The organism is Pseudomonas sp. Z4-20, from assembly GCF_051131955.1.
GTDB classification, from domain to species: Bacteria; Pseudomonadota; Gammaproteobacteria; order Pseudomonadales; family Pseudomonadaceae; genus Aquipseudomonas; species Aquipseudomonas marvdashtae.
The window spans coordinates 1,669,310-1,691,190 of sequence record NZ_CP071641.1 but is presented as its reverse complement, the minus strand read 5'-3'; the positions used below and the strand labels follow the sequence as shown (position 1 = coordinate 1,691,190).

At 59.7% G+C, this 21,881-nt stretch carries 19 protein-coding genes; 4 read left to right on the top strand and 15 right to left on the bottom strand.

What is annotated here, in order from left to right; genetic code table 11:
* Both fabA and fabB read left to right on the top strand, forming a co-directional pair.
* Positions 1–516 (top strand): 3-hydroxyacyl-[acyl-carrier-protein] dehydratase FabA, encoded by a 516-nt coding sequence (fabA, locus tag J3P82_RS07850; protein ID WP_003204400.1) that lies wholly within the window; start codon positions 1–3, stop codon positions 514–516.
* Between the two features lie 11 nt (positions 517–527).
* Positions 528–1,745 (top strand): beta-ketoacyl-ACP synthase I, encoded by a 1,218-nt coding sequence (gene fabB / locus J3P82_RS07845; protein ID WP_434562013.1) that lies wholly within the window; start codon positions 528–530, stop codon positions 1,743–1,745.
* A gap of 75 nt (positions 1,746–1,820) precedes the next feature.
* Here the strand turns inward: fabB and J3P82_RS07840 are convergent, their stop codons facing one another.
* Both J3P82_RS07840 and J3P82_RS07835 read right to left on the bottom strand, forming a co-directional pair.
* Complete coding sequence (locus J3P82_RS07840) at positions 1,821–2,285, bottom strand: DUF3859 domain-containing protein (protein ID WP_186611576.1); 465 nt, start codon at positions 2,283–2,285, stop codon at positions 1,821–1,823.
* 120 nt (positions 2,286–2,405) lie between these two features.
* Positions 2,406–3,422, bottom strand: coding sequence for an amidohydrolase family protein (locus J3P82_RS07835; RefSeq protein WP_434562011.1), 1,017 nt, complete (start codon positions 3,420–3,422; stop codon positions 2,406–2,408).
* A 121-nt stretch (positions 3,423–3,543) separates the two neighbouring features.
* Here J3P82_RS07835 and J3P82_RS07830 point away from each other — a divergent pair, with 121 nt between their 5' ends.
* Entirely contained in the window at positions 3,544–4,404 is an 861-nt protein-coding gene (locus J3P82_RS07830; RefSeq protein WP_434562009.1) for a pirin family protein, read from the top strand.
* Positions 4,405–4,462: 58 nt separating this feature from the next.
* Here J3P82_RS07830 and J3P82_RS07825 read toward each other — a convergent pair whose 3' ends face one another.
* The 4 genes from J3P82_RS07825 to J3P82_RS07810 form a co-directional block, all read right to left on the bottom strand.
* A complete protein-coding gene (locus tag J3P82_RS07825; protein ID WP_434562007.1) occupies positions 4,463–5,191 on the bottom strand; it encodes a dienelactone hydrolase family protein in 729 nt (242 codons plus the stop codon).
* Between the two features lie 68 nt (positions 5,192–5,259).
* Complete coding sequence (gene htpG, locus J3P82_RS07820) at positions 5,260–7,164, bottom strand: molecular chaperone HtpG (protein WP_434562005.1); 1,905 nt, start codon at positions 7,162–7,164, stop codon at positions 5,260–5,262.
* Positions 7,165–7,251: 87 nt separating this feature from the next.
* Entirely contained in the window at positions 7,252–7,713 is a 462-nt protein-coding gene (locus J3P82_RS07815) for a PaaI family thioesterase (RefSeq protein ID WP_434562003.1), read from the bottom strand.
* Positions 7,710–8,186, bottom strand: a complete 477-nt coding sequence (locus J3P82_RS07810) for a PaaI family thioesterase (RefSeq protein ID WP_434562001.1) — start codon at positions 8,184–8,186, stop codon at positions 7,710–7,712. The genes J3P82_RS07815 and J3P82_RS07810 overlap by 4 nt, the downstream gene beginning before the upstream one ends.
* A 158-nt stretch (positions 8,187–8,344) precedes the next feature.
* Between J3P82_RS07810 and J3P82_RS07805 the strand changes: the two genes are divergently transcribed.
* Positions 8,345–8,596: a hypothetical protein gene (locus tag J3P82_RS07805; RefSeq protein ID WP_030138335.1), complete on the top strand. Its 252-nt coding sequence runs from the start codon at positions 8,345–8,347 to the stop codon at positions 8,594–8,596.
* Positions 8,597–8,673: 77 nt separating this feature from the next.
* Here J3P82_RS07805 and J3P82_RS07800 read toward each other — a convergent pair whose 3' ends face one another.
* From J3P82_RS07800 to sdhA, 9 genes are all read right to left on the bottom strand, one after another.
* Positions 8,674–9,411, bottom strand: coding sequence for a DUF599 domain-containing protein (locus tag J3P82_RS07800; RefSeq protein ID WP_434561999.1), 738 nt, complete (start codon positions 9,409–9,411; stop codon positions 8,674–8,676).
* A 163-nt stretch (positions 9,412–9,574) separates the two neighbouring features.
* A complete protein-coding gene (brnQ, locus tag J3P82_RS07795) occupies positions 9,575–10,888 on the bottom strand; it encodes a branched-chain amino acid transport system II carrier protein (protein WP_434561997.1) in 1,314 nt (437 codons plus the stop codon).
* A 357-nt stretch (positions 10,889–11,245) separates the two neighbouring features.
* Positions 11,246–12,130 carry a succinate--CoA ligase subunit alpha gene (gene sucD / locus J3P82_RS07790; RefSeq protein WP_003179236.1) on the bottom strand — a complete coding sequence of 295 codons (885 nt, stop codon included), beginning with the start codon at positions 12,128–12,130 and terminating at the stop codon, positions 11,246–11,248.
* The gene (sucC, locus tag J3P82_RS07785) at positions 12,130–13,296 is read right to left on the bottom strand and encodes an ADP-forming succinate--CoA ligase subunit beta (RefSeq protein ID WP_007919879.1); all 1,167 of its coding nucleotides are present in this window, start codon (positions 13,294–13,296) and stop codon (positions 12,130–12,132) included. The genes sucD and sucC overlap by 1 nt, the downstream gene beginning before the upstream one ends.
* A gap of 196 nt (positions 13,297–13,492) precedes the next feature.
* The gene (lpdA, locus tag J3P82_RS07780; protein ID WP_434561995.1) at positions 13,493–14,929 is read right to left on the bottom strand and encodes a dihydrolipoyl dehydrogenase; all 1,437 of its coding nucleotides are present in this window, start codon (positions 14,927–14,929) and stop codon (positions 13,493–13,495) included.
* Positions 14,930–15,034: 105 nt separating this feature from the next.
* Complete coding sequence (gene odhB / locus J3P82_RS07775; protein ID WP_434561993.1) at positions 15,035–16,255, bottom strand: 2-oxoglutarate dehydrogenase complex dihydrolipoyllysine-residue succinyltransferase; 1,221 nt, start codon at positions 16,253–16,255, stop codon at positions 15,035–15,037.
* A gap of 43 nt (positions 16,256–16,298) precedes the next feature.
* The gene (locus tag J3P82_RS07770; protein WP_434561991.1) at positions 16,299–19,130 is read right to left on the bottom strand and encodes a 2-oxoglutarate dehydrogenase E1 component; all 2,832 of its coding nucleotides are present in this window, start codon (positions 19,128–19,130) and stop codon (positions 16,299–16,301) included.
* 262 nt (positions 19,131–19,392) lie between these two features.
* Positions 19,393–20,097 (bottom strand): succinate dehydrogenase iron-sulfur subunit, encoded by a 705-nt coding sequence (locus J3P82_RS07765; protein ID WP_434561989.1) that lies wholly within the window; start codon positions 20,095–20,097, stop codon positions 19,393–19,395.
* Positions 20,098–20,108: 11 nt separating this feature from the next.
* Positions 20,109–21,881 carry a succinate dehydrogenase flavoprotein subunit gene (gene sdhA, locus J3P82_RS07760; protein WP_434561987.1) on the bottom strand — a complete coding sequence of 591 codons (1,773 nt, stop codon included), beginning with the start codon at positions 21,879–21,881 and terminating at the stop codon, positions 20,109–20,111.

Sequence of the window (21,881 nt, the reverse complement as noted above, 5' to 3'; positions counted from 1 at the left end):
ATGACCAAACAAAACGCCTTTACTCGGGAAGATCTGCTGCGCTGCAGTCGCGGTGAGCTGTTCGGCCCAGGTAACGCGCAACTGCCCGCCCCGAACATGCTGATGGTGGATCGCATTACCCATATCAGCGAAGAGGGTGGCAAGTACGGCAAAGGTGAATTGGTCGCCGAGCTGGATATCACTCCGGACCTGTGGTTCTTCGCCTGTCACTTCGAAGGCGACCCGGTGATGCCGGGCTGCCTGGGCCTGGATGCCATGTGGCAACTGGTCGGCTTCTTCCTCGGCTGGCAGGGCCTGCCGGGTCGCGGTCGCGCCTTGGGCTCGGGCGAAGTGAAGTTCTTCGGTCAGGTTCTGCCGACCGCCAAGAAGATCACCTATAACATTCATATCAAACGCGTCCTCAAGGGCAAGCTGAACATGGCCATCGCCGATGGTTCGGTGGCTGTCGACGGTCGCGAGATCTACACCGCCGAAGGCCTTCGGGTCGGCGTTTTCACCTCCACTGACAACTTCTAAGGGTTATCCGCATGCGCCGCGTCGTTATCACTGGTCTGGGCATCGTTTCGTGCCTGGGCAATGACAAAGAGACCGTCTCCGCTAACCTGCGTGCAAGTCGCCCTGGCATCCGGTACAACCCGGAATATGCCGAAATGGGTCTGCGTAGCCAGGTTTCCGGCTCCATTGACCTCAACCTCGAAGAGCTGATCGATCGCAAGATCTACCGTTTCGTCGGCCATGCGGCGGCTTACGCCTACCTGGCCATGAAGGACGCCATCGCTGACTCCGGCCTGACCGAAGAGCAGGTGTCCAACCCGCGCACCGGCCTGATCGCCGGCTCCGGCGGCGCCTCGACCTTGAACCAGATGGAAGCGTTGGACATCCTGCGCGAGAAAGGCGTCAAGCGCGTAGGTCCGTACCGCGTCACGCGGACCATGAGCAGCACCGTTTCCGCCTGCCTGGCCACACCGTTCAAGATCAAGGGCCTGAACTATTCCATCGCTTCTGCCTGTGCCACCAGTGCCCACTGCATCGGTACTGCCATGGAACAGATCCAGATGGGCAAGCAGGACATCGTCTTTGCCGGTGGCGGCGAAGAAGAACATTGGAGCCAGTCGTTCCTGTTCGACGCGATGGGCGCCCTGTCCAGCAAGCGCAACGACACGCCGGAAAAAGCTTCCCGTGCCTACGATGCCGACCGTGACGGCTTCGTCATCGCCGGCGGTGGTGGCATGGTCGTGGTCGAGGAGCTGGAACACGCCCTCGCCCGTGGCGCAAAAATCTATGCGGAAATTGTCGGCTACGGCGCCACTTCGGACGGCTACGACATGGTTGCCCCGAGCGGTGAAGGCGCCGTGCGTTGCATGCAAATGGCGATGTCCACCGTCGATGCATCGATCGACTACTTGAACACCCACGGCACCTCGACCCCGGTCGGCGACGTTGCGGAAATGAAAGGCGTGCGTGAGGTGTTCGGTGACAAAGCACCGGCCATCAGCTCCACCAAGAGCCTGTCGGGTCACTCCCTGGGCGCCGCCGGCGTTCACGAAGCGATCTACTGCATGCTGATGATGGAAGGCAACTTCATGGCCGGTTCGGCCAACATCGACGAGCTGGACCCGGAAGTGGCGGACCTGCCGATCCTGACCAAGACTCGCGAAAACGCCACCATCAACACCGTGATGAGCAACAGCTTCGGCTTCGGTGGCACCAACGCCACCCTGGTCATGAAGCGCTGGCAGGGCTAGTAAGCCCCGCCGCTACGCCGCACACAAAAACGCCCCGACTGGTTCGGGGCGTTTTTTTGCCTGCTCAGTACGTGTTCAGCGCACGACAAACCGCTGCTGCGTCAGCAGTCGGTCACCCTGGAACACCATGAACCGCCACTCCCCCGGCACCACTTCATGGCTTTCGGTGAACTCATACGCCATCACGTCCTGAGGCGCGCCGGGCACCAGTTTCTGGATAACTTCGAACTTGTCGTGCCGCACGCCATCGGGAGTACGAATGCCCGGCGTGAAGTACAGCAGTGTCAACGGTTGGTCATCCGCGACCTTGCCCGCCAACTGATAGCGCATGCCAAATTTGGTGCCCAGCTTGGCCGGCACACTTTCGGTCTGACGGATCTGCTCGTTGCTGCGACGCAGGACTCGCTCGCCCGATTGCAACTCGGCTTGTGGCCCTTCAAACACGCCGTACTCCACCGGGCCTTCGACACGGACTTCCGCCTGGGCCAGGCCACAGGTCATCAACAGCGCGAGCAGCGCGCTTGGACGGGTGAGATGCATATTGCGCTCCTTGATTGAGATGAGCGCGAGGGTATGACGCCGGGGTGACAGGCTGATGACAAAGCCAATGCACCCTGCCACCGATAACTCGGGCAAATGGCTAACCTGTGGCGAGGGAGCTCAGCGGGCCACTGAGCGAGGCAATACCGCGAGGAAATTATCCCGCGCCACTTTCCTCGCCACGTCTTCCGGCAAGGCATCCAGGAACGGGGCAAAGCTGCGCAGCTCCTTACCCAGTTTGTTGAAGCGTCCTACCACATCAGACCCCAGCATGAAGCGCTCAGGGAAGCGCTCCACCAGCTTTACCCATTCAACCCTGGGCTTGCCCGCCTCGTCGAGCAAGTAAGGCGTGAGCATGCTCCAGGACAGGTCGATGAACAGGTTGGGGTAGGACTCGAGCATCCGCGTCAGCGTGGGCAGCAGGAAATCCAGCTGAGTCTGGTGCCGATGAATCTCCATGCTAGTGCCGGCATGGGCCCAAATGAACCGTGTGTGCGGATGATTACGCAACGGCTCTTCTATTTCCGCCAGGTAAAGCGGATTTCTCTCACGCTTGGACGTGATATTGGAATGCAGCATCACCGGCAGGTCGTTCTCGGCGGCCAGGTGATAGATCCGGGTCATGGCCTCGTTGTTAGCGCGGGGGGTGTCGCCGGAAGTCAGCGCCGTCAAGTCGTCATGGCGAGTGAACACTTCGCCGATGCCTTGCCACAGCCCAGGGTACAGATCGAGCATGCGCTGGATATGTGCAGCGGAATTCTTGTCGTTGGGGTTGAACCCGGACAGGAATGGATGGAAATACCGGCGTTGTTCGGCGGGCAGTTTGTTGACCGCCGCTGCGACAATCACGTCAGTGGCGCTGTACCAATAGGCGTCCGCATCATCACCGGCGTAGTAGCGAGGACGCTTGGGTTCATCCTCATGCCATTTCTTCGCCACCGGCACGCCGGAAATCATGACGTGCTCGATGCGGTTGTCGGCCATGGCCTTGAGCAGCTTGGGCATGCCGGCAGACTCCTGGAAGAAGTCAACATAATGCAGGTGCGCATCACTGTAGACATATTCACGAGCCACGGCGCCGCTGCTCGTAATGGCCAACAGGCAAGCGAAGATCAGACGGGGCGAAGGCACGAGCACTCTCCAAAAAAGCCATGAGCAGCATAGACCCGGCCGTCCCGCCCGGGTTCAAGCCGCCGCTGCCGCTCTCTGTAAGCTCGGGTTATGCTCTGCGCATTCGTCGTTCAACCTGGAAGCCCTCATGACCGCTCCCCTGATCGTTCGCCCCCGTGCAGAAGATGTGGAAGGCCAGCCCATTCTGCGGCCGCTGCCGTCCGCCAAATGCCGCAACGTCGGACCCTTCGTGTTTTTCGACCACATGCTGCAGACCTCCTACCCGGCCGATAAAGGCATGAACGTCCGCCAGCATCCGCATATTGGCCTGTCCACCCTCACCTACCTGTTCGAGGGAACACTCCAACACAAGGACAGCCTGGGTTCCGATCAGGTGGTGGAGGCTGGGGACGTCAGCTGGATGACGGCGGGCAGCGCCATCGCCCATGTCGAGCGCACCCCTGACTCATTGCTGGGCAGCGCCTTCGTCATGCATGGCCTGCAAGTCTGGTTGGCTTCGCCCAAGTCCCATGAGCAAGGGCCAGGGCACTACAGCCATCATCCGGGCCAGACCCTACCGGTCAGCAACAACCTGGGCGTCAGCATCCGCATGATTGCCGGGTCAGGCTTTTGCCTGGAGTCGCCGGTCCCGGTATTGTCGCCTACGCTGTATGCCGAACTGAACCTGCAAACCGCGACGACGCTGCTGATCCCGACCGAGCATGAAGAACGCGCACTGTATGTCCTGAGCGGCGAGGCGCAGTTGGACGGTGAACCGCTGGAGCCTCATTCGCTGGTGATACTGCCAGCGGGGGAAGAGATGGCGCTGTTTGCCGACAGCGATTGTCACGCCGTGCTGTTCGGCGGCGCTCCGCTGGACGGGCCACGGCGAATGAACTGGAATTTCGTTTCCAGCGACCCGGCTCGCATCGACGAAGCCCGCCGGCGCTGGGCGGCCGGGGACTGGCCGACGGTGCCGGGGGAAAGCGAGCGGATCGAATTGCCCTAGCTACACACCCATCCCGTGGTGAGGGAGCTTGCTCCCTCACTACAGTTATTGGGTGCATTCAGCCCTTGAACACTTCATCCAGCAAATTATGCATCGACCGGAACGCGCGCCCGGCGACCTTGGCGTTGTACATCATTTTGCCAGGCACATTGGCTTGTGGATCGGTGAAAGAGTGCACCGCGCCGCCATAGCTGAGCAATTGCCAGTCCACACCAGCGGCGCTCATCTCAGCTTCGAACGCGGGCAGTTGTTCCTTCGGCACCAGCGGGTCGGACGCGCCATGCATCACCAACACCGCGCCCTTGATATTTTGCGCATCGGCCGGGTCCGGTGTATCCAGGGTGCCGTGAAAGGAAATGGTGGCCTTCAGCGGCGCACCGCTTCGCGCCAGTTCCAGGGCGCAGCAGCCACCGAAGCAGAAGCCGAACGTGGCCAGTCTCGCCGTATCGACCTCTGCGTCACCCTGGCTCTGCAGTTGTTCGAACGCGGCCTGCATGCGCTTGCGCAACAAGGCCCGGTCGTTCTTGAGCGGCATCATCGCCGCCCCGGCCTCATCGGCATTGCTCGGGCGCACCGTTTGCCCGTACAGGTCGGCGATCAACACCACATAACCATTAGCCGCCACCGATCTGGCGATGTCTTCGGCACCCGCCCCGACACCCATCCAGTTCGGCGCCATCAGCAAACCCGGACGCGGGCCCTGCTGGTTGACGTCGAAGGCCAGACGACCTTCATAACTTTGACCATCGATCTGATAGACCAGCGAACGAACCGTAACCTCACTCATGACGGACTCCTTTTTGACTGAACACCAGAAATGACAAAACCCGCCGAAGCGGGTTTTGTCTCACTTGATCAAGCTGACAGTTCAACCAGCAGCTTGTTCAGGCGACGGACATATGCCGCCGGGTCCTTCAAGCTGTCGCCGGCCGCCAGGGCGGCCTGGTCGAAGAGGATGTGCGACAAGTCGCCGAAACGCTCTTCGCTCTGCTCGTTATCGAGCTTCTCCACCAGCGGGTGAGCCGGGTTGAATTCGAAGATCGGCTTGGAATCCGGGACCTTCTGGCCGCTGGCTTCGAGGATCTGACGCATCTGCAAACCGAGGTCCTGTTCACCGATAGCCAGGATCGCCGGAGAATCGGTCAGGCGGTGGGAAACACGCACTTCGCTAACGGCATCGCCGAGGGCCGTCTTGATCCGCTCGACCAAGCCTTCCTTGCTCTTGGCGACTTCTTCGGCGGCTTTCTTGTCTTCTTCCGAATCCAGGTTGCCGAGGTCCAGGTCGCCACGGGCCACGTCGACGAAACTCTTGCCGTCGAACTCGTTGAGGTAGCTCATCAGCCACTCATCGATGCGGTCGGTCAACAGCAGCACTTCGATGCCTTTTTTGCGGAAGACTTCCAGGTGCGGGCTGTTTTTCACCTGTGCATAAGTTTCACCGGTGAGGAAGTAGATCTTGTCCTGGCCTTCCTTGGCGCGAGCCAGGTAATCGGCCAAGCCAACGATCTGCTCGCCATCGTCACCCTGGGTGGATGCAAAGCGCAGCAGGCCGGCGATTTTCTCTTTGTTGGCGAAGTCCTCGGCGGGGCCTTCTTTCATCACCTGGCCGAAGTTTTTCCAGAAGCTCTTGTATTGCTCCGGCTCGTTCTTGGCCAGTTTTTCCAGCATGTCCAAGACGCGCTTGGTCAGCGCCGACTTCATGGAGTCGATGATCGGGTCTTTCTGCAGGATTTCCCGCGAGACGTTCAGCGACAGGTCATTGGAGTCCACCACACCCTTGATGAAGCGCAGGTAAAGCGGCAGGAACGACTCGGCCTGGTCCATGACGAACACACGCTGCACGTACAGTTTCAGGCCGCGTGGCGCTTCACGCTGGTACAGATCGAACGGCGCACGGGCCGGCACGTACAACAGCGAGTTGTATTCCAGCTTGCCTTCGACCTTGTTATGGCTCCAGCTCAGCGGATTCTCGTAGTCGTGGGCGATGTGCTTGTAGAACTCCTGGTATTCCTCGTCCGTAACCTCAGTGCGCGGACGGGTCCACAGGGCACTGGCGCGGTTGACAGTCTCCCATTCCACTTCAGGCTTTTCTTCGCCCTCGGCAGCGGTGACTTCCTTCGGCAGCTCGATCGGCAGCGCGATGTGGTCGGAGTATTTCTTGATGATGTTGCGCAGGCGCCAGCCATCGGCAAACTCGTCTTCGCCGGACTTGAGGTGCAGCACGATGCGGGTGCCCCGATCAGCCTTGTCGACGGTGGCGACTTCAAATTCGCCCTCGCCCTTGGACGACCAATGCACGCCTTCGCTCGCAGCGAGGCCGGCACGGCGGCTGAACACTTCGACCTGATCGGCGACGATGAATGCGGAATAGAAACCGACGCCGAACTGGCCGATCAGGTGGGAATCTTTCTTCTGGTCGCCGGACAGGTTTTTCATGAAGTCGGCGGTGCCCGACTTGGCGATGGTGCCCAGGTGCGTGATCACCTCTTCGCGGCTCATGCCGATGCCATTGTCTTCGAGGGTGACGGTTTTCGCGTCCTTGTTGAAGCTCACACGGATCTTCAGCTCAGCACCGCCCTCCAGCAGCTCTGGCTTGGACAGTGCTTTAAAACGTAACTTGTCGACAGCGTCAGAGGCGTTCGAGATCAGCTCGCGAAGGAAAATTTCCTTATTCGAATACAGCGAGTGAATCATCAGGTGCAGCAGTTGCTTCACCTCGGTCTGGAAGCCCAGGGTTTCCTTTTGAGTTTCCACGCTCATGGTCATCAAACTCCAAGTGGATGGTGGTGTCCGCCTCGCAGAGATTGGCGGCGGGATGTCCTGAAGGTGGGGGCAACGGTGATGATTTCAAGGGCCGGTCGGCTTGGAAGGCGCAGGGATCTTGAAATGGGCCCGCGCCGTTGCAATAGGCTCGGCCTCACTTTCCTGCCAAGCAGTGATCGCCACGTTGGCCACGCGCCGCCCCTGGCGCCATACCTGGCATTTGGCATAGGTGTCGCGAAACTGCCCGGCGCGCAGGTAATCCAGGGAAAAATCGATGATCTTCGGCACGCCCGGCGCACGGGTGGCGATCAGCAGATGAACGGCAGCCGACAACTCCATGAAACCGGCGATCACACCGCCATGAATGGCTGGCAGCAAAGGGTTACCAATGTTGTCCTTGTTGGCCGGCAGGCAAAACAGCAGTTCGTCGCCCTGTCGCGTGCATTCAATGCCAATCAGCTGCGCATAGGGAATCGAAGCGAGCAGCAGCGCGTAGTCGCCCTGTTCGCAGGCGCGGCGCAGTTGTTCCTCGGTGATGTCGGTCATGGCTGGGCCACGGCGGTCATCGGGCCGCCCTTCCCCATTCCCCGAGCATGCTCGCCCAGGCGCATGAACGTGCCCACCACATGAGCGATGGGTTGCCCGGGGTCGTCCTGGTAGGCGAAACCGCGAGAGAAGATCACATCCGGAGTCACCCGGTAGCATTGAGCGAAGCCGTAGACGTCCTTGTGGGGCTCGGCGGCGTGCATGTAATCGATGCGCAAGTCGAGGGTGGGACAGACTTCGAATTGCGCAAGCACGCATAAGGTCGACATGCCGCAGGCGGTGTCCATCAATGAAGTCAACGCGCCACCATGGATGATGCCCGTCAGCGGGTTGCCGACGATTTGCGGGCTGAACGGAAGGATGACCGTCAGCCCATCACAACTGGCGCTGTGCAACTTCAAGCCCAGGACCTGACAATGCCGCAGCGCGGATAAAAAACGTGTCGCACGCTCAAAAACGGGATCTTCAGCCATGTTCATCAATGCCCTTGTTTGTTGATAGGCCTGGCAACAGGCGGGTGCGCTAAAGTTCCGCAACCTTGCAAAGTTATATATCTGTCGCAAAAGAGGAACTTAACCTGAGGGGGGTTGCTCAAAAGGCCAGTAGTTATTTCCATAAGGAGAAACACCCCATGCGTAAGACTTTTGCTATTGCCTTGATGTTGGCCGCCTCCCTCGGTCTCGCTGCCTGCGATAAAAAATCCGAGGACAAAGCTCAAGATGCCAACCAACACGCTGAGCAAGCTCAGCAAGACATGAACAAAGCACAGGATAAAGTGAACGACGCGGCGAAAGAAAACGCCGAAGCCGCCAAAGCTCAGTCTGAATCGAACAGCGCCGCCCAGCAGGAACAAGCCCCTGCTACCGCGCCTAAAACCAACTGATACGGTTTTAGCAGTAAAAGAAAACCCGCCTGGAGCGGGTTTTCTTTTGCCTGCAATTTGGGTGGCTCAACGCTTCATCACGCGGTTTCCTTGCCGGCGTCCGACGTTGGCGCTTCGGTAGGCGTATAGACCATTACATCCAGTACATCCGAATGAAACTCGCGCTGATACAGCACAAACACCACACCGGCGCTCATCAACATGAATAACACGGGGCTGACGAACCACGCCAACATGGTCATGCCGAAATAATAAGCGCGCAGGCCGAAGTTGAACTGGTTGGCCGCCATGGAGATGACCCGTGCCGCTCTTGATGCAAAGGCCTTGCGCTCTTGCTCGGACACATGCCGTTCACCGATCATCGGCGCCGAACCCACCAGGACCGCGGCAAAGTTGTACTGGCGCATGCACCAACTGAACGTGAAGAACGCATACACGAACACCAGCGCCAGGCACAGCAGCTTCACCTCTGCCATGCCTTGGGAAGCCTGCTGCACCAGTGGCAGGTCCGCGAGCAACGACACCGCACGGTCGGACGCGCCCAATACCGTGAGGATACCGGCAAGGATAATCAGCGTACTGGAGGCGAAGAACGACGCGTTGCGCTCAAGGTTACCAATCACGCTGGCATCGGCGATGCGGTTATCGCGCAGCAACATGCGACGCATCCAATCTTCCCGGTACAGGTGCATTACGCTGGCCAGGCACGCCGTATCGCGCGCTTTCCAGGAAGCGTAACGGGTGTAGCCAGCCCAGCAGATAATGAACCATACGGCGGCGAGAAGATGAATCAGGTTGGCTTGGATGAATGACATGCAATTCCCTGTATGACAATAACGAACGCTGGAACCGTGTTTGCGGACTCAGGACACTCCATTCGACGCTAGCTCAAGGAAAAAGACACTGCACCCATAAAAAATGCCCCGTATCGATTGATACGGGGCATTTCGTTCTACGGGTTAGCCTGTTCGAAGCCGCTTAAGCCAGTGCTTCGCTGCGCTTGCCCAATAACCGATCGCAGACCACCGCGACCACGAGGGTCATGACCGAAGGCACCAGCCAGGCCAGGCCCTGATCGCTCAGCGGCAGGTGGGCCAGCTGCGTCGGCAGCCAATCCGCCAACCCGGCGCCCTTGAGAGCGTCGATCAAGCCGAACAGGAACGACACCAGCATGACCGGGCCGACGATGCGCCCCTGCTCGTGCCAGAAGTCCTTGCAGAAGCTCAGGGCAACCAGAACGATGCAGGGTGGATAGATCGCCGTCAGCAACGGAATCGAGAAGGCGATCAGCTTGGTCAGGCCGAGGTTGGAGACCAGCAGCGAGAACGCCGCCAGGATGATCACCAGCGTCTTGTACGACAGCGGCAGGACGCGGCTGAAGTATTCGGCACAGGCGCAGGTCAGGCCGACCGCAGTCACCAGGCACGCCAGGGAGATCAGTACCGCGAGGAAACCGCTGCCCAGGCTGCCGAACGTGTGTTGCACGTAGGCATGCAGCACGGCCGCGCCATTGGTTGCGTGCGCCGCGACTTCGTGGCTGCCGGAGCCCAGGCGGAACAGGCTGACGTAGACCAGCGCCAGGCCCACTCCGGCGATCAGCCCGGCGATGATCGCGTAGCGGGTGATCAAGGCAGGCGACTCCACGCCTCGGGAACGGATCGCGTTGACGATGACGATGCCGAATACCAGGGCACCGAGGGTATCCATGGTCAGGTAGCCATTGATGAAGCCCTGGGAAAACGGCGCCGCCACGTATTGCGGTGTCGCCACGCCGATATCGCCGGCAGGCAAGGCAAACGCGGCGATGCCGAGCACGGCCAGGGCGATGATCTTCAGCGGGGCGAGAAAGCGCCCGACGGTGTCCAGCAAGCGGCCCGGATAGAGCGAGATGAAGAACACCAGCAGGAAGTACACCGCACTATAAAGAAACAGCGCCAGCGGACTCTCGCCGGTCAGCGGTGCCAGGCCGACCTCGAACGAGACCGTGGCGGTGCGCGGTGTGGCGAACAGCGGGCCGACAGCCAGGTAGCACACCGCTGCCAGCAAACCACCGGCGATCTTGCCGATAGGGCTGCTCAAGGCATCCATCGCCCCGCCGACCTTGGCCAGCGCAACGACGGTGATCACCGGCAGCCCGACCGCGGTGATCAAAAAGCCCAGCGCCGCCATCCAGACATGCGGCCCGGACTGCAAACCAACGATAGGCGGGAAGATGATATTGCCAGCCCCGACGAACAGGGCAAATGTCATGAAACCAAGCGCCAGGATGTCCTGGCCTTTCAACACTTTCATTAAGGAAACCACACTACTGAATCGGAATTTAGAGAGGGATTTCCCTGAAGGGTGAGGGAAATGCTGCCGATCCGTATGGGACCAACCCGTTTAGCGCGTCGCTTCCTTGTGGGCCGCGATCGCAAAATGGCCGCCAGACTAACGAATCTGGGTGAAAAACGCACTGTTACAGGGCGAACTATCCGATACACGACATTTCCTTGTCGCGTTTACGTAATAAAAGCAGCAGCAAGCTACAAGTTTCGAGCTGCAAGCATTTATCTTGCAGCTAGCCGCTTGAAGCTTGGCGCTGCTCTGGAACGACAAAGGCCACCCGAAGGTGGCCTTTGTTGCTGGAACGAAGGGGTCAGCCGAAGCTTACTTCTTCATTTCCCAGCCAGTCAGCTCGGCCAGGGCCTTGCCGATGTCTGCCAGCGAACGCACGGTTTTCACGCCTGCGTCTTGCAGCGCAGCGAATTTCTCGTCTGCAGTGCCTTTGCCGCCAGAGATGATTGCGCCAGCATGGCCCATGCGCTTGCCCGGAGGAGCAGTCACACCCGCGATGTAGGAAACAACCGGCTTGGTCACGTTGGCCTTGATGTAGGCAGCCGCTTCTTCTTCAGCGGAACCGCCGATCTCACCGATCATGACGATCGCTTCGGTCTTCGGGTCTTCCTGGAACAGCTTCAGGATGTCGATGAAGTTGGAGCCTGGGATCGGGTCACCGCCGATGCCGACGCAAGTCGACTGACCGAAACCGGCGTCAGTGGTCTGCTTGACGGCTTCGTAGGTCAAGGTGCCGGAACGGGAAACGATACCGACCTTGCCTGGCAAGTGAATGTGACCTGGCATGATGCCGATCTTGCATTCGCCTGGAGTGATCACGCCTGGGCAGTTAGGGCCGATCAGGGTGATACCCAGCTCGTCGCACTTGACCTTGGCTTCCAGCATGTCGATGGTCGGGATGCCTTCGGTGATGCAGACGATCAGCTTGATGCCGCCGAACGCTGCTTCAAGGATGGAGTCCTTGCAGAAAGGAGCCGGAACGTAGATCACGCTGGCGGTAGCGCCAGTGGCTGCAACAGCGTCCTTGACGGTGTTGAAGACAGGCAGGCCCAGGTGCTCGGTGCCGCCCTTGCCCGGCGTTACGCCGCCAACCATCTTGGTGCCGTATTCGATGGCTTGCTGGGTGTGGAAACTACCTTGCGAACCGGTAATACCCTGGCAGATAACCTTGGTGTCTTTATTGATCAGGACGCTCATTATTTGCCCTCCGCAGCTTTAACGACTTGTTGAGCAGCGTCGGTCAGGCTGGTAGCAGCGATGATGTTCAAACCGCTTTCTGCCAGTACTTTAGCGCCCAGCTCAGCGTTGTTGCCTTCAAGGCGAACAACAACCGGGATTTTCACGCCGACTTCTTTCACGGCGCCAATGATGCCTTCGGCAATCATGTCGCAACGAACGATGCCGCCGAAGATGTTGACCAGTACTGCAGCGACGTTGGTGTCGGACAGGATGATCTTGAACGCTTCGGTTACGCGTTCCTTGGTAGCACCGCCGCCCACGTCGAGGAAGTTGGCTGGCTTGCCGCCATGCAGGTTGACGATGTCCATGGTACCCATGGCCAGGCCAGCACCGTTGACCATGCAGCCGATGTTGCCTTCCAGGGCCACGTAGTTCAGTTCGAACTTGGCAGCGTGCGCTTCGCGCGGATCGTCTTGCGACGGATCGTGGAAAGTCTTCAGCTTAGGCTGACGGTACATGGCGTTGGCGTCGATGTTGATCTTGGCATCGAGGCAGTGCAGGTCGCCGTCGGCCTTGATCACCAGCGGGTTCACTTCCAGCAGCGCCAGGTCGTGGTCCTTGAACAGCTTGGCCAGGCCTACGAAGATCTTGGCGAACTGAGCAACTTGCTTGCCTTCCAGGCCCAGCTGGAAGGCCAGCTCGCGACCTTGGAACGGCTGTGCGCCAACCAGCGGATCAATGGTGGCCTTGAGGATTTTCTCAGGGGTGTCGTGAGCGATTTTCTCGATGTCCACGCCACCTTCGGTGGAAGCCATGAACACGATGCGACGGCTCGAACGGTCAACGACAGCGCCCAGGTACAGCTCTTTAGCGATATCAGTGCACGATTCAACCAGGATCTTGGTGACTGGCTGACCGTTGGCGTCAGTCTGGTAAGTCACCAGACGCTTGCCCAGCCACTGCTGTGCGAAGGCTTTGGCGTCTTCTTTGCTACGAACCAGCTTGACGCCGCCCGCTTTACCGCGACCACCGGCGTGAACCTGGGCTTTGACAACCCATTCGCTGCCGCCGATTTTGTCGCAAGCTTCTGCTGCCGCTTCCGGGGTGTCTACCGCGTAACCGGTGGATACTGGCAGGCCGTACTCAGCGAACAGCTGCTTACCCTGATACTCGTGAAGATTCATGCTTATTACCGTCTTCGTTAGGTACTGCGCATTCGGTGCTGCACCGTTGTGGTGCCGCACCACCTGTGACTGCTGCTTGCGTAGCGTTCCGGTGAACCGGTGTCACTACGCAAGGCTGCGTCCAGCGGATATTCCGCGGTGAGTCTTGCTCGCAAGGCTCACGACGGGCCATACCGCCGTGGTTTCTTATTGTCTATTAACGCTTCTTGCGGTTGGCCACGTGGATGGCGCCGCCATTTACGGCCAGGGCCGCTTCGTGCAAGGCTTCGGACAGGGTCGGGTGGGAGAAGACCATCATGCCCAGATCCTCAGCGCTGGTGCCGAATTCCATACCGATCGCGCCTTGCTGTACCAGCTCGGCAGCGCTTGGGCCAATGACGTGAACGCCCAGTACGCGATCCGTCTTGGCATCGGCGATGACTTTCACGAAACCACCGGTATCGTTGGCGGCCATGGCACGGCCACTGGCGGCGAACGGGAAGGTGCCGACGTTAACTTCAACGCCTTCGGCTTTCAAGGCCTGCTCGGTCTTGCCGACCCATGCGATTTCCGGGTGGGTGTAGATCACCGAAGGGATCAGGTCATAGTTGATCTGGGCCTTGTGGCCCTTGATGCGCTCGACGACCATGATGCCTTCCTCGGACGCCTTGTGCGCCAGCATCATGCCGCGGACCACGTCACCGATGGCGAAGACGCCCGGTACGGTGGTGGCGCATTGATCGTCAACCTGGATGAAACCGCGCTCGTCGATTTCCACACCGCTGTCGGCAGCCAGCAGGTCAGTGGTCACCGGACGACGGCCGACCGCAACGATCAGCTTGTCGAAGGTGATGGTCTGTTCGCCGTTGGCGTCGGTGTAGGTCACCACGACTTCTTCGCCGTTGACCTTCGAACCGGTCACGCGAGCGCCCAGCTTGATGTCCAGGCCTTGCTTGGTCAGGGTCTTGAACGCTTCCTTGGAGACGGCGACGTCAGCGGCCATCAGAAAGGTGTCGAGGGCTTCGAGCACGGTCACTTCAGCGCCAAGGCGCGACCATACCGAACCCAGCTCGAGGCCGATCACGCCAGCGCCGATGACGCCCAGGCGTTTTGGCACGGTCTGGAATTCCAGGGCGCCGGTGGAATCGACAATCACGTTCTGGTCGACCGGAGCCGGTGGAATGTCGATCGGACGCGAGCCTGGCGCCAGGATGACGTTTTCGGCTTCGATCACTTCAACCGAGCCGTCCGGCTTGGTCACTTCGACTTTCTTGCCCATCAGCAGCTTGCCGTGGCCCTGGATCGAGGTGACGCCGTTGGCCTTGAACAGGGTGGCGACACCGCTGGTCAGGTTCTTGACGATGCCAGCCTTGCGGCCAACCATCGCAGCAACGTCCATTTTCACTTCACCGGTGGAAATACCGTGAACGTTGAAGCTTTCCTTGGCTTCCTTGTATTTCCAGGAGCTGTCCAGCAGCGCCTTGGAAGGAATGCAACCGACGTTCAGGCAAGTACCGCCCAAGGCCTGTTTGCCTTCCTTGTCGGTGTATTTCTCGATGCAGGCAGTGGTAAGGCCCAGTTGCGCAGCCTTGATGGCCGCTACGTAGCCGCCAGGGCCCGCACCAATCACTACCACGTCGAATTTCTGAGTCATGAAAAAGTTCCTTTTAGCTACAAGCTATAAGCTGCAAGCCACAAGAGAAGCCATTCCCGCTCGCTTTGAGCTTGAGGCTTGCCACTTGCAGCTAGCAGCTGCTTTTTAAATATCCAGGAGCAGACGAGCCGGATCTTCAAGCAGATTCTTGATGGTGACCAGGAACGTCACGGCTTCTTTGCCGTCGATCAAGCGGTGATCGTAGGACAGTGCCAGGTACATCATCGGACGAATAACGACTTGACCGTTGATCGCCATCGGACGCTGCAGGATGTTGTGCATGCCCAGGATAGCCGCTTGTGGCGGGTTGACGATCGGGGTCGACATCATCGAACCGAATGTACCACCGTTGGTGATGGTGAACGTACCGCCGGTCATCTCTTCGATGGACAGCTTGCCGTCACGGGCCTTCTTGCCGAAGGTGGCGATGCCGCCTTCGATTTCGGCCAGGCTCATCTGTTCGGCGTTGCGCAGGACCGGAACCACCAGGCCACGGTCGCTGGAGACCGCAACACCGATGTCGGCGTAGCCGTGGTAGACGATGTCGGAACCGTCAATCGACGCGTTGACGGCCGGGAAGCGCTTCAGCGCTTCGGTGGCAGCCTTGACGAAGAACGACATGAAGCCCAGGCGTACGCCGTTGTGAGACTTCTCGAACAGATCCTTGTACTTCGAACGCAGCGCCATGACTTCGGTCATGTCGACTTCGTTGAACGTGGTCAGCATCGCCATGTTCGACTGGGCTTCAACCAGACGCTCGGCAACCTTGGCACGCAGGCGGGTCATCGGAACGCGTTTTTCAACGCGGTCACCGGCAGCGAACACCGGAGCAGCGGCGGCAGGCGCGGCAGGCTTGGCCGGTGCGGCGGCTGGAGCGGCTTTCTTGGCGGCAACGGCTGCCACCACGTCTTCCTTGGTCACACGACCACCCTTGCCGGTGCCGGCAACGGAAGCGATGTTGATGCCGTTCTCTTCAGCCAGCTTGCGAGCAGCGGGAGCTGCGACTGGATCATCTTCGCCCGAAGCAGCAGGCGCAGAGGCCTGAGCGGCAGCCGGTGCAGCGGCGGCTGGAGCGGCAGCGGCAGCACCGCCCTCTTCGATCGAGCCCAGGACCTGGTTCGACAGAACGGTAGCGCCCTCTTCGGCAACGATGGCGCCCAGCACGCCGTCAGCTTCGGCCAATACTTCCAGCACGACCTTGTCGGTCTCGATGTCGACGATCAGGTCGTCACGCTTGACGGCCTCGCCTGGTTTCTTGTGCCAGGTGGCAACGGTGCCATCGGCAACCGATTCCGGGAATGACGGGGCTTTGATTTCGATAGCCATTTCAGTGGGTCCTTAAAATTCGGTTTCAGTCAGCGCGAAGGCGTTAAACAGTGAAGGCATCTTGCAGCAGTTTTTCCTGCTGCTCGGCGTGCATCGACGCATAACCACACGCAGGTGCAGCGGAAGCATCACGACCGGCGTACTCCAGGCCCAGGCCCTTCTTATGGTTGCCGATGCTGCGACGCAGGTGATGCTGGCTGCTGTACCACGCGCCTTGGTTCATCGGTTCTTCCTGACACCACACCACATGGGTGAGATTGGTGTAAGGCGCGATGGCCTCCATCAGGTCCTCTTCCGGGAACGGGTAAAGCTGCTCGATACGCACGATGGCGATGTCTTCGCGGCCTTCGGCACGACGTTTTTCCAGCAGGTCGTAGTAGACCTTGCCGCTGCACAGGACCAGGCGAGTCACCTTTGCCGCGTCCAGGGTGTCGATTTCCGAAATGACGGTCTGGAACGAGCCTTCAGCCAAGTCTTCAAGCGTGGAAATCGCCAGTTTGTGACGCAGCAGCGACTTCGGTGTCAGCACGATCAGCGGCTTGCGCAGCGGACGGATGACTTGACGACGCAGCAGGTGGTAGATCTGCGCGGGGGTCGTCGGTACGCAAACCTGGACGTTGTGCTCGGCGCACAGTTGCAGGTAACGCTCCAGACGTGCCGAAGAGTGCTCCGGCCCCTGCCCTTCATAACCGTGTGGCAACAGCATGGTCAGGCCGCAGAGACGGCCCCACTTGTGCTCGCCGCTGGTGATGAATTGGTCGACGACCACCTGGGCACCGTTGGCGAAGTCGCCGAACTGGGCTTCCCAGATCACCAGCGCATTCGGCTCGGTGGTGGAATAGCCATATTCGAACGCCAGGACGGCTTCCTCGGACAGCAGCGAATCGTACAGGTCGAAACGTGGCTGGCCCTTGTACAGGTTCTGCAGCGGAATGTAGGTACCCGCGTCTTTCTGGTTGTGCAAGACAGCGTGACGGTGCGAGAACGTACCGCGACCGATGTCCTGGCCCGTCATGCGAATCGGGTGACCTTCGAACGCCAGGGTCGCGTACGCCATGGTTTCAGCGTAACCCCAGTTGATCGGCAAGCCACCGGCTTGCATCTTCTGCCGGTCTTCGTAGATTTTCGCAACCTGGCGCTGGACCACGAAGCCTTCCGGAATTTCCAGCAGCTTGGCGGACAGCTCTTGCAAGGTCTTGAGGTCGAAGCGCGTGTCGTGACGAGCGGTCCAGGCGTGGCCCAGATACGGACGCCAGTCCACGAACAGCTCCTTGTTCGGCTCTTTGACCAGGCTCTTTACCACATGCAGGCCGTTGTCCAGGGCGTTGCGATATTCATCGACTTTTTCCTGGACGCGCGCGGCATCCAGGACGCCGCCTTGGGTCAGGCGCTCGGCGTACAGCTCACGGGTGGTGCGCTGCTTGGCGATCTGCTGGTACATCAGCGGCTGGGTGCCGCTTGGCTCGTCGGCCTCGTTGTGGCCGCGACGGCGGTAGCAGACCAGGTCGATCACCACGTCACGCTTGAACTGCATGCGGTAGTCGATGGCCAACTGGGTCACGAACAGCACGGCTTCCGGGTCATCGCCATTCACATGGAGAATCGGCGCCTGGATCATTTTCGCGACGTCGGTTGCGTACTCGGTGGAACGCGAGTCCAGCGGGTTGCTGATGGTGAAACCGACCTGGTTGTTGATCACGATGTGCACGGTGCCGCCGGTCTTGAAACCGCGGGTCTGCGACATTTGGAAGGTTTCCATGACCACGCCTTGACCGGCGAATGCCGCGTCACCGTGGATGGAGATCGGCAGCACCTTCTCGCCGGTCGGGTCGTTGCGACGATCCTGGCGGGCGCGAACCGAACCCTCGACCACCGGGGAAACGATTTCCAGGTGGGACGGGTTGAACGCCATGGCCAGGTGCACTTCGCCACCTGTGGTCATCACGTTGGACGAGAAGCCCTGGTGGTATTTCACGTCACCGGAGCCCAGCTCGACCTTCTTCTTGCCTTCGAACTCGTCGAACAGCTCGCGCGGGTTCTTGCCGAAGGTGTTGACCAGTACGTTCAGGCGACCACGGTGGGCCATGCCGATGACGACTTCCTTGGTGCCGTACGAACCGGAACGCTGGATCAGCTCGTCGAGCATTGGAATCAGGCTTTCACCGCCTTCCAGGCCGAAACGCTTGGTGCCCGGGTATTTGGTGCCCAGGTACTTCTCCAAACCTTCACCCGCGGTGACGCGCTCGAGCAAGTGACTCTTGATATCCGCGGAGTAAGCCGGACGACCACGAACGCTTTCCAGACGCTGCTGGAACCACTGGCGCTGTTCGGAATCGGTGATGTGCGTAAATTCAGCGCCGATGGTGCGGCAATATGTCTGCTGCAACGCTTCGTGAATTTCGCGTAGGCTCGCTTCCTCTTTGCCGATGAACAGGTCGCCGGCACGGAAGGTCGTATCAAGATCGGCATTGGTCAAGCCGTAATGAGTGATCGACAGGTCTGCAGGTGCAGGACGCTGCCACAGCCCCAGCGGGTCCAGCTGGGCTGCCTGGTGGCCGCGCATCCGGTAGGCCTGGATCAGTCGCAGTACTTCAACTTGCTTCTTTTCATGCTCGGAGCTCACGCTGCCGGCAGACACCGGTTGGGCGCGGCGCTGGTTCTTTGCCAGCAGCACGAAATGATCGCGAATCGTCGAGTGCGAAACATCAGTGGCAGAGTTACCGTCAGCTGGCAACTTCTGAAAGTAGGTGCGCCATTCTTCTGGCACAGCGTTAGGGTCGTGCAGGTAGAGCTCGTAGAGCTCTTCCACATAGGCAGCGTTACCACCGGAGAGGTGGGCACTGTTCCACATGCGCTGCATCACGCTTTCTTGCATGCTTGGTCACCCTCGATTTGGGGAACACCATCGGCGAAAACACCGAGCAAACTTGCAGAAGTCCGAGTGCAGCGACTAAAACAAGCCACTTAGGATCACGCTGATAGTCCGGGTACCAGCCCGGATGCCCCTGCTTGTCTCATTTCTTCAAAATAAGAACTGCCGCTTTGTGAGTGGCTGTTCTGGTTATAGCCAGGACGTGGGTTGAAGCCCACGCCCTCGCCTCTACGGGTACAGCGGTTCTACGGGTACAGCAGCTGAATCACACGCCGTTTTGCAGCAGCATGTTACGTACGTGACCGATGGCCTTCGTCGGGTTCAGGCCTTTCGGGCAGACGTTGACGCAGTTCATGATCCCGCGGCAGCGGAATACGCTGAACGGGTCATCCAGTGCGGCCAAACGCTCGGACGTCTTGGTGTCGCGGCTGTCTGCCAGGAAGCGATACGCTTGCAGCAGGGCGGCCGGGCCCAGGAATTTGTCCGGGTTCCACCAGAAGGATGGGCACGAGGTCGAGCAGCAGGCGCACAGGATGCACTCGTACAGACCGTCGAGCTTTTCACGCTCTTCCGGAGACTGCAGACGCTCGATGGCCGGAGCCGGCGTGTCGTTCTGCAGGAATGGCTTCACCTTCTCGTATTGCTTGTAGAAGATGCTCATATCAACGACCAGGTCACGGATGACCGGCAAACCTGGCAACGGGCGAACGATCAGCTTGTTGCCCTTGACCACAGCCGACAATGGCGTGATGCAGGCCAGGCCGTTCTTGCCGTTGATGTTCATGCCGTCGGAGCCGCAAACGCCCTCGCGGCACGAGCGACGATAGGAAAAACCTTCGTCCTGCTCTTTGATCAAGGCCAGCACGTCCAGCACCATCAGGTCTTTACCACCGGTATCGACCTGGAAGTCCTGCATGAACGGCGCAGCGTCCTGATCAGGGTTGTAGCGATAAACACTGACTTTCAACATAGCGGTCACCCTTAATAAGTCCGGACTTTTGGTTCGAAAGTCGGAACAGTCTTCGGCGAGAAGTTCACGGCACGCTTGGTGACGCGCTTATCACCCGGGAAGTACAAGGTGTGGCACAGCCAGTTTTCGTCGTCACGGTCTTCATAGTCTTCGCGGGCATGGGCACCACGGGACTCTTTACGTACTTCTGCCGCGATGGCGGTGGCTTCGGCCACTTCCAGCAGGTTCTGCAATTCCAGCGCTTCGATACGGGCAGTGTTGAACGCCTGCGACTTATCGTTGATCTTCACGTTGGCAATTCGTTCACGCAATTGCGCGAGCTGGGCGATACCCTTCTGCATGTATTCGCCGGTACGGAACACACCGAAGTAGTTCTGCATGCAGCTTTGCAGCTCGCGACGCAGGGTGGCGACGTCTTCGCCTTCGGTACGCTCGTTGAGACCGGCCAGGCGCTTGAGGGCCACGTCGATGTCGGTGTCGCTGGCGTCGCGGTATTCGATACCGTCGGTCAGCGCTTTCTCCAGATGCAGGCCGGCAGCACGGCCGAACACCACCAGGTCGAGCAGCGAGTTGCCGCCCAGGCGGTTGGCACCGTGGACGGATACGCAAGCCACTTCACCTACTGCGAACAAGCCAGGGATGATTTGGTCCACGCCTTCGGCGTCCTGGGTGATCGCCTGGCCATGAATGTTGGTGGCAACGCCGCCCATCATATAGTGGCAGGTTGGAACGACCGGAACTGGCGCAACGACCGGATCGACGTGGGCGAAGGTCTTGGACAGTTCGCAGATACCTGGCAGCCGGCTATGCAGCACTTCCTCGCCCAGGTGATCGAGCTTGAGCATCACGTGGTCGCCATTGGGGCCACAGCCGTTGCCGGCGATGATCTCTTTAACCATCGAACGAGCCACAACGTCACGACCGGCCAGGTCCTTGGCGTTCGGCGCATAACGCTCCATGAAACGCTCGCCGTGCTTGTTGATCAGGTAGCCGCCTTCTCCGCGGCAACCTTCGGTGACCAGCACACCGGCGCCAGCGATGCCGGTCGGGTGGAACTGCCACATTTCGATGTCTTGTACCGGCACGCCGGCACGCAGTGCCATGCCGACGCCGTCACCGGTGTTGATCAGGGCGTTAGTGGTGGACGCGTAGATACGCCCTGCACCGCCGGTCGCCAGTACGGTGGCCTTGGCGCGGATGTAGGTGGTTTCACCGGTTTCGATGCAGATCGCGATCACGCCGACAAAAGCGCCGTCCTGGTTCTTCACCAGGTCGACAGCGTAGTACTCGTTCAGGAACACGGTACCGGCTTTCAGGTTGCCCTGATAAAGGGTGTGCAGCAGTGCGTGACCGGTACGGTCGGACGCCGCGCAAGTACGTGCGGCCTGGCCGCCCTTGCCGTAGTCCTTCGACTGGCCGCCGAACGGACGCTGGTAGATACGACCCTGTTCGGTACGCGAGAACGGCATGCCCATGTGGTCCAGCTCGTAAACAGCAGCCGGGCCTTCCTGGCACATGTATTCGATAGCGTCCTGGTCACCGATGTAGTCGGAACCCTTGACGGTATCGTACATGTGCCAGCGCCAGTCATCGTTCGGGTCGGCCGAAGCGATGGCGCAAGTGATGCCGCCCTGGGCGGACACAGTGTGCGAACGGGTCGGGAAAACCTTGGTGATCACGGCAGTCTTGTGACCGCCCTGTGCCAGCTGCAGCGCTGCGCGCATGCCGGCACCGCCACCACCAATGATGATGGCGTCGAAAGAAATCGTTGGAATGTTAGCCAT

Excerpts from the sequence above, each read along its gene's own strand:
- fabA (WP_003204400.1), top strand. The coding sequence starts at position 1 with ATGACCAAACAAAACGCCTTTACTCGGGAAGATCTGCTGCGCTGCAGT.
- fabB (WP_434562013.1), top strand. The coding sequence starts at position 528 with ATGCGCCGCGTCGTTATCACTGGTCTGGGCATCGTTTCGTGCCTGGGC.
- J3P82_RS07840 (WP_186611576.1), bottom strand. The coding sequence starts at position 2,285 with ATGCATCTCACCCGTCCAAGCGCGCTGCTCGCGCTGTTGATGACCTGT.
- J3P82_RS07830 (WP_434562009.1), top strand. The coding sequence starts at position 3,544 with ATGACCGCTCCCCTGATCGTTCGCCCCCGTGCAGAAGATGTGGAAGGC.
- J3P82_RS07825 (WP_434562007.1), bottom strand. The coding sequence starts at position 5,191 with ATGAGTGAGGTTACGGTTCGTTCGCTGGTCTATCAGATCGATGGTCAA.
- htpG (WP_434562005.1), bottom strand. The coding sequence starts at position 7,164 with ATGAGCGTGGAAACTCAAAAGGAAACCCTGGGCTTCCAGACCGAGGTG.
- J3P82_RS07815 (WP_434562003.1), bottom strand. The coding sequence starts at position 7,713 with ATGACCGACATCACCGAGGAACAACTGCGCCGCGCCTGCGAACAGGGC.
- J3P82_RS07810 (WP_434562001.1), bottom strand. The coding sequence starts at position 8,186 with ATGGCTGAAGATCCCGTTTTTGAGCGTGCGACACGTTTTTTATCCGCG.
- J3P82_RS07805 (WP_030138335.1), top strand. The coding sequence starts at position 8,345 with ATGCGTAAGACTTTTGCTATTGCCTTGATGTTGGCCGCCTCCCTCGGT.
- J3P82_RS07800 (WP_434561999.1), bottom strand. The coding sequence starts at position 9,411 with ATGTCATTCATCCAAGCCAACCTGATTCATCTTCTCGCCGCCGTATGG.
- brnQ (WP_434561997.1), bottom strand. The coding sequence starts at position 10,888 with ATGAAAGTGTTGAAAGGCCAGGACATCCTGGCGCTTGGTTTCATGACA.
- sucD (WP_003179236.1), bottom strand. The coding sequence starts at position 12,130 with ATGAGCGTCCTGATCAATAAAGACACCAAGGTTATCTGCCAGGGTATT.
- sucC (WP_007919879.1), bottom strand. The coding sequence starts at position 13,296 with ATGAATCTTCACGAGTATCAGGGTAAGCAGCTGTTCGCTGAGTACGGC.
- lpdA (WP_434561995.1), bottom strand. The coding sequence starts at position 14,929 with ATGACTCAGAAATTCGACGTGGTAGTGATTGGTGCGGGCCCTGGCGGC.
- odhB (WP_434561993.1), bottom strand. The coding sequence starts at position 16,255 with ATGGCTATCGAAATCAAAGCCCCGTCATTCCCGGAATCGGTTGCCGAT.
- J3P82_RS07770 (WP_434561991.1), bottom strand. The coding sequence starts at position 19,130 with ATGCAAGAAAGCGTGATGCAGCGCATGTGGAACAGTGCCCACCTCTCC.
- J3P82_RS07765 (WP_434561989.1), bottom strand. The coding sequence starts at position 20,097 with ATGTTGAAAGTCAGTGTTTATCGCTACAACCCTGATCAGGACGCTGCG.
- sdhA (WP_434561987.1), bottom strand. The coding sequence starts at position 21,881 with ATGGCTAACATTCCAACGATTTCTTTCGACGCCATCATCATTGGTGGT.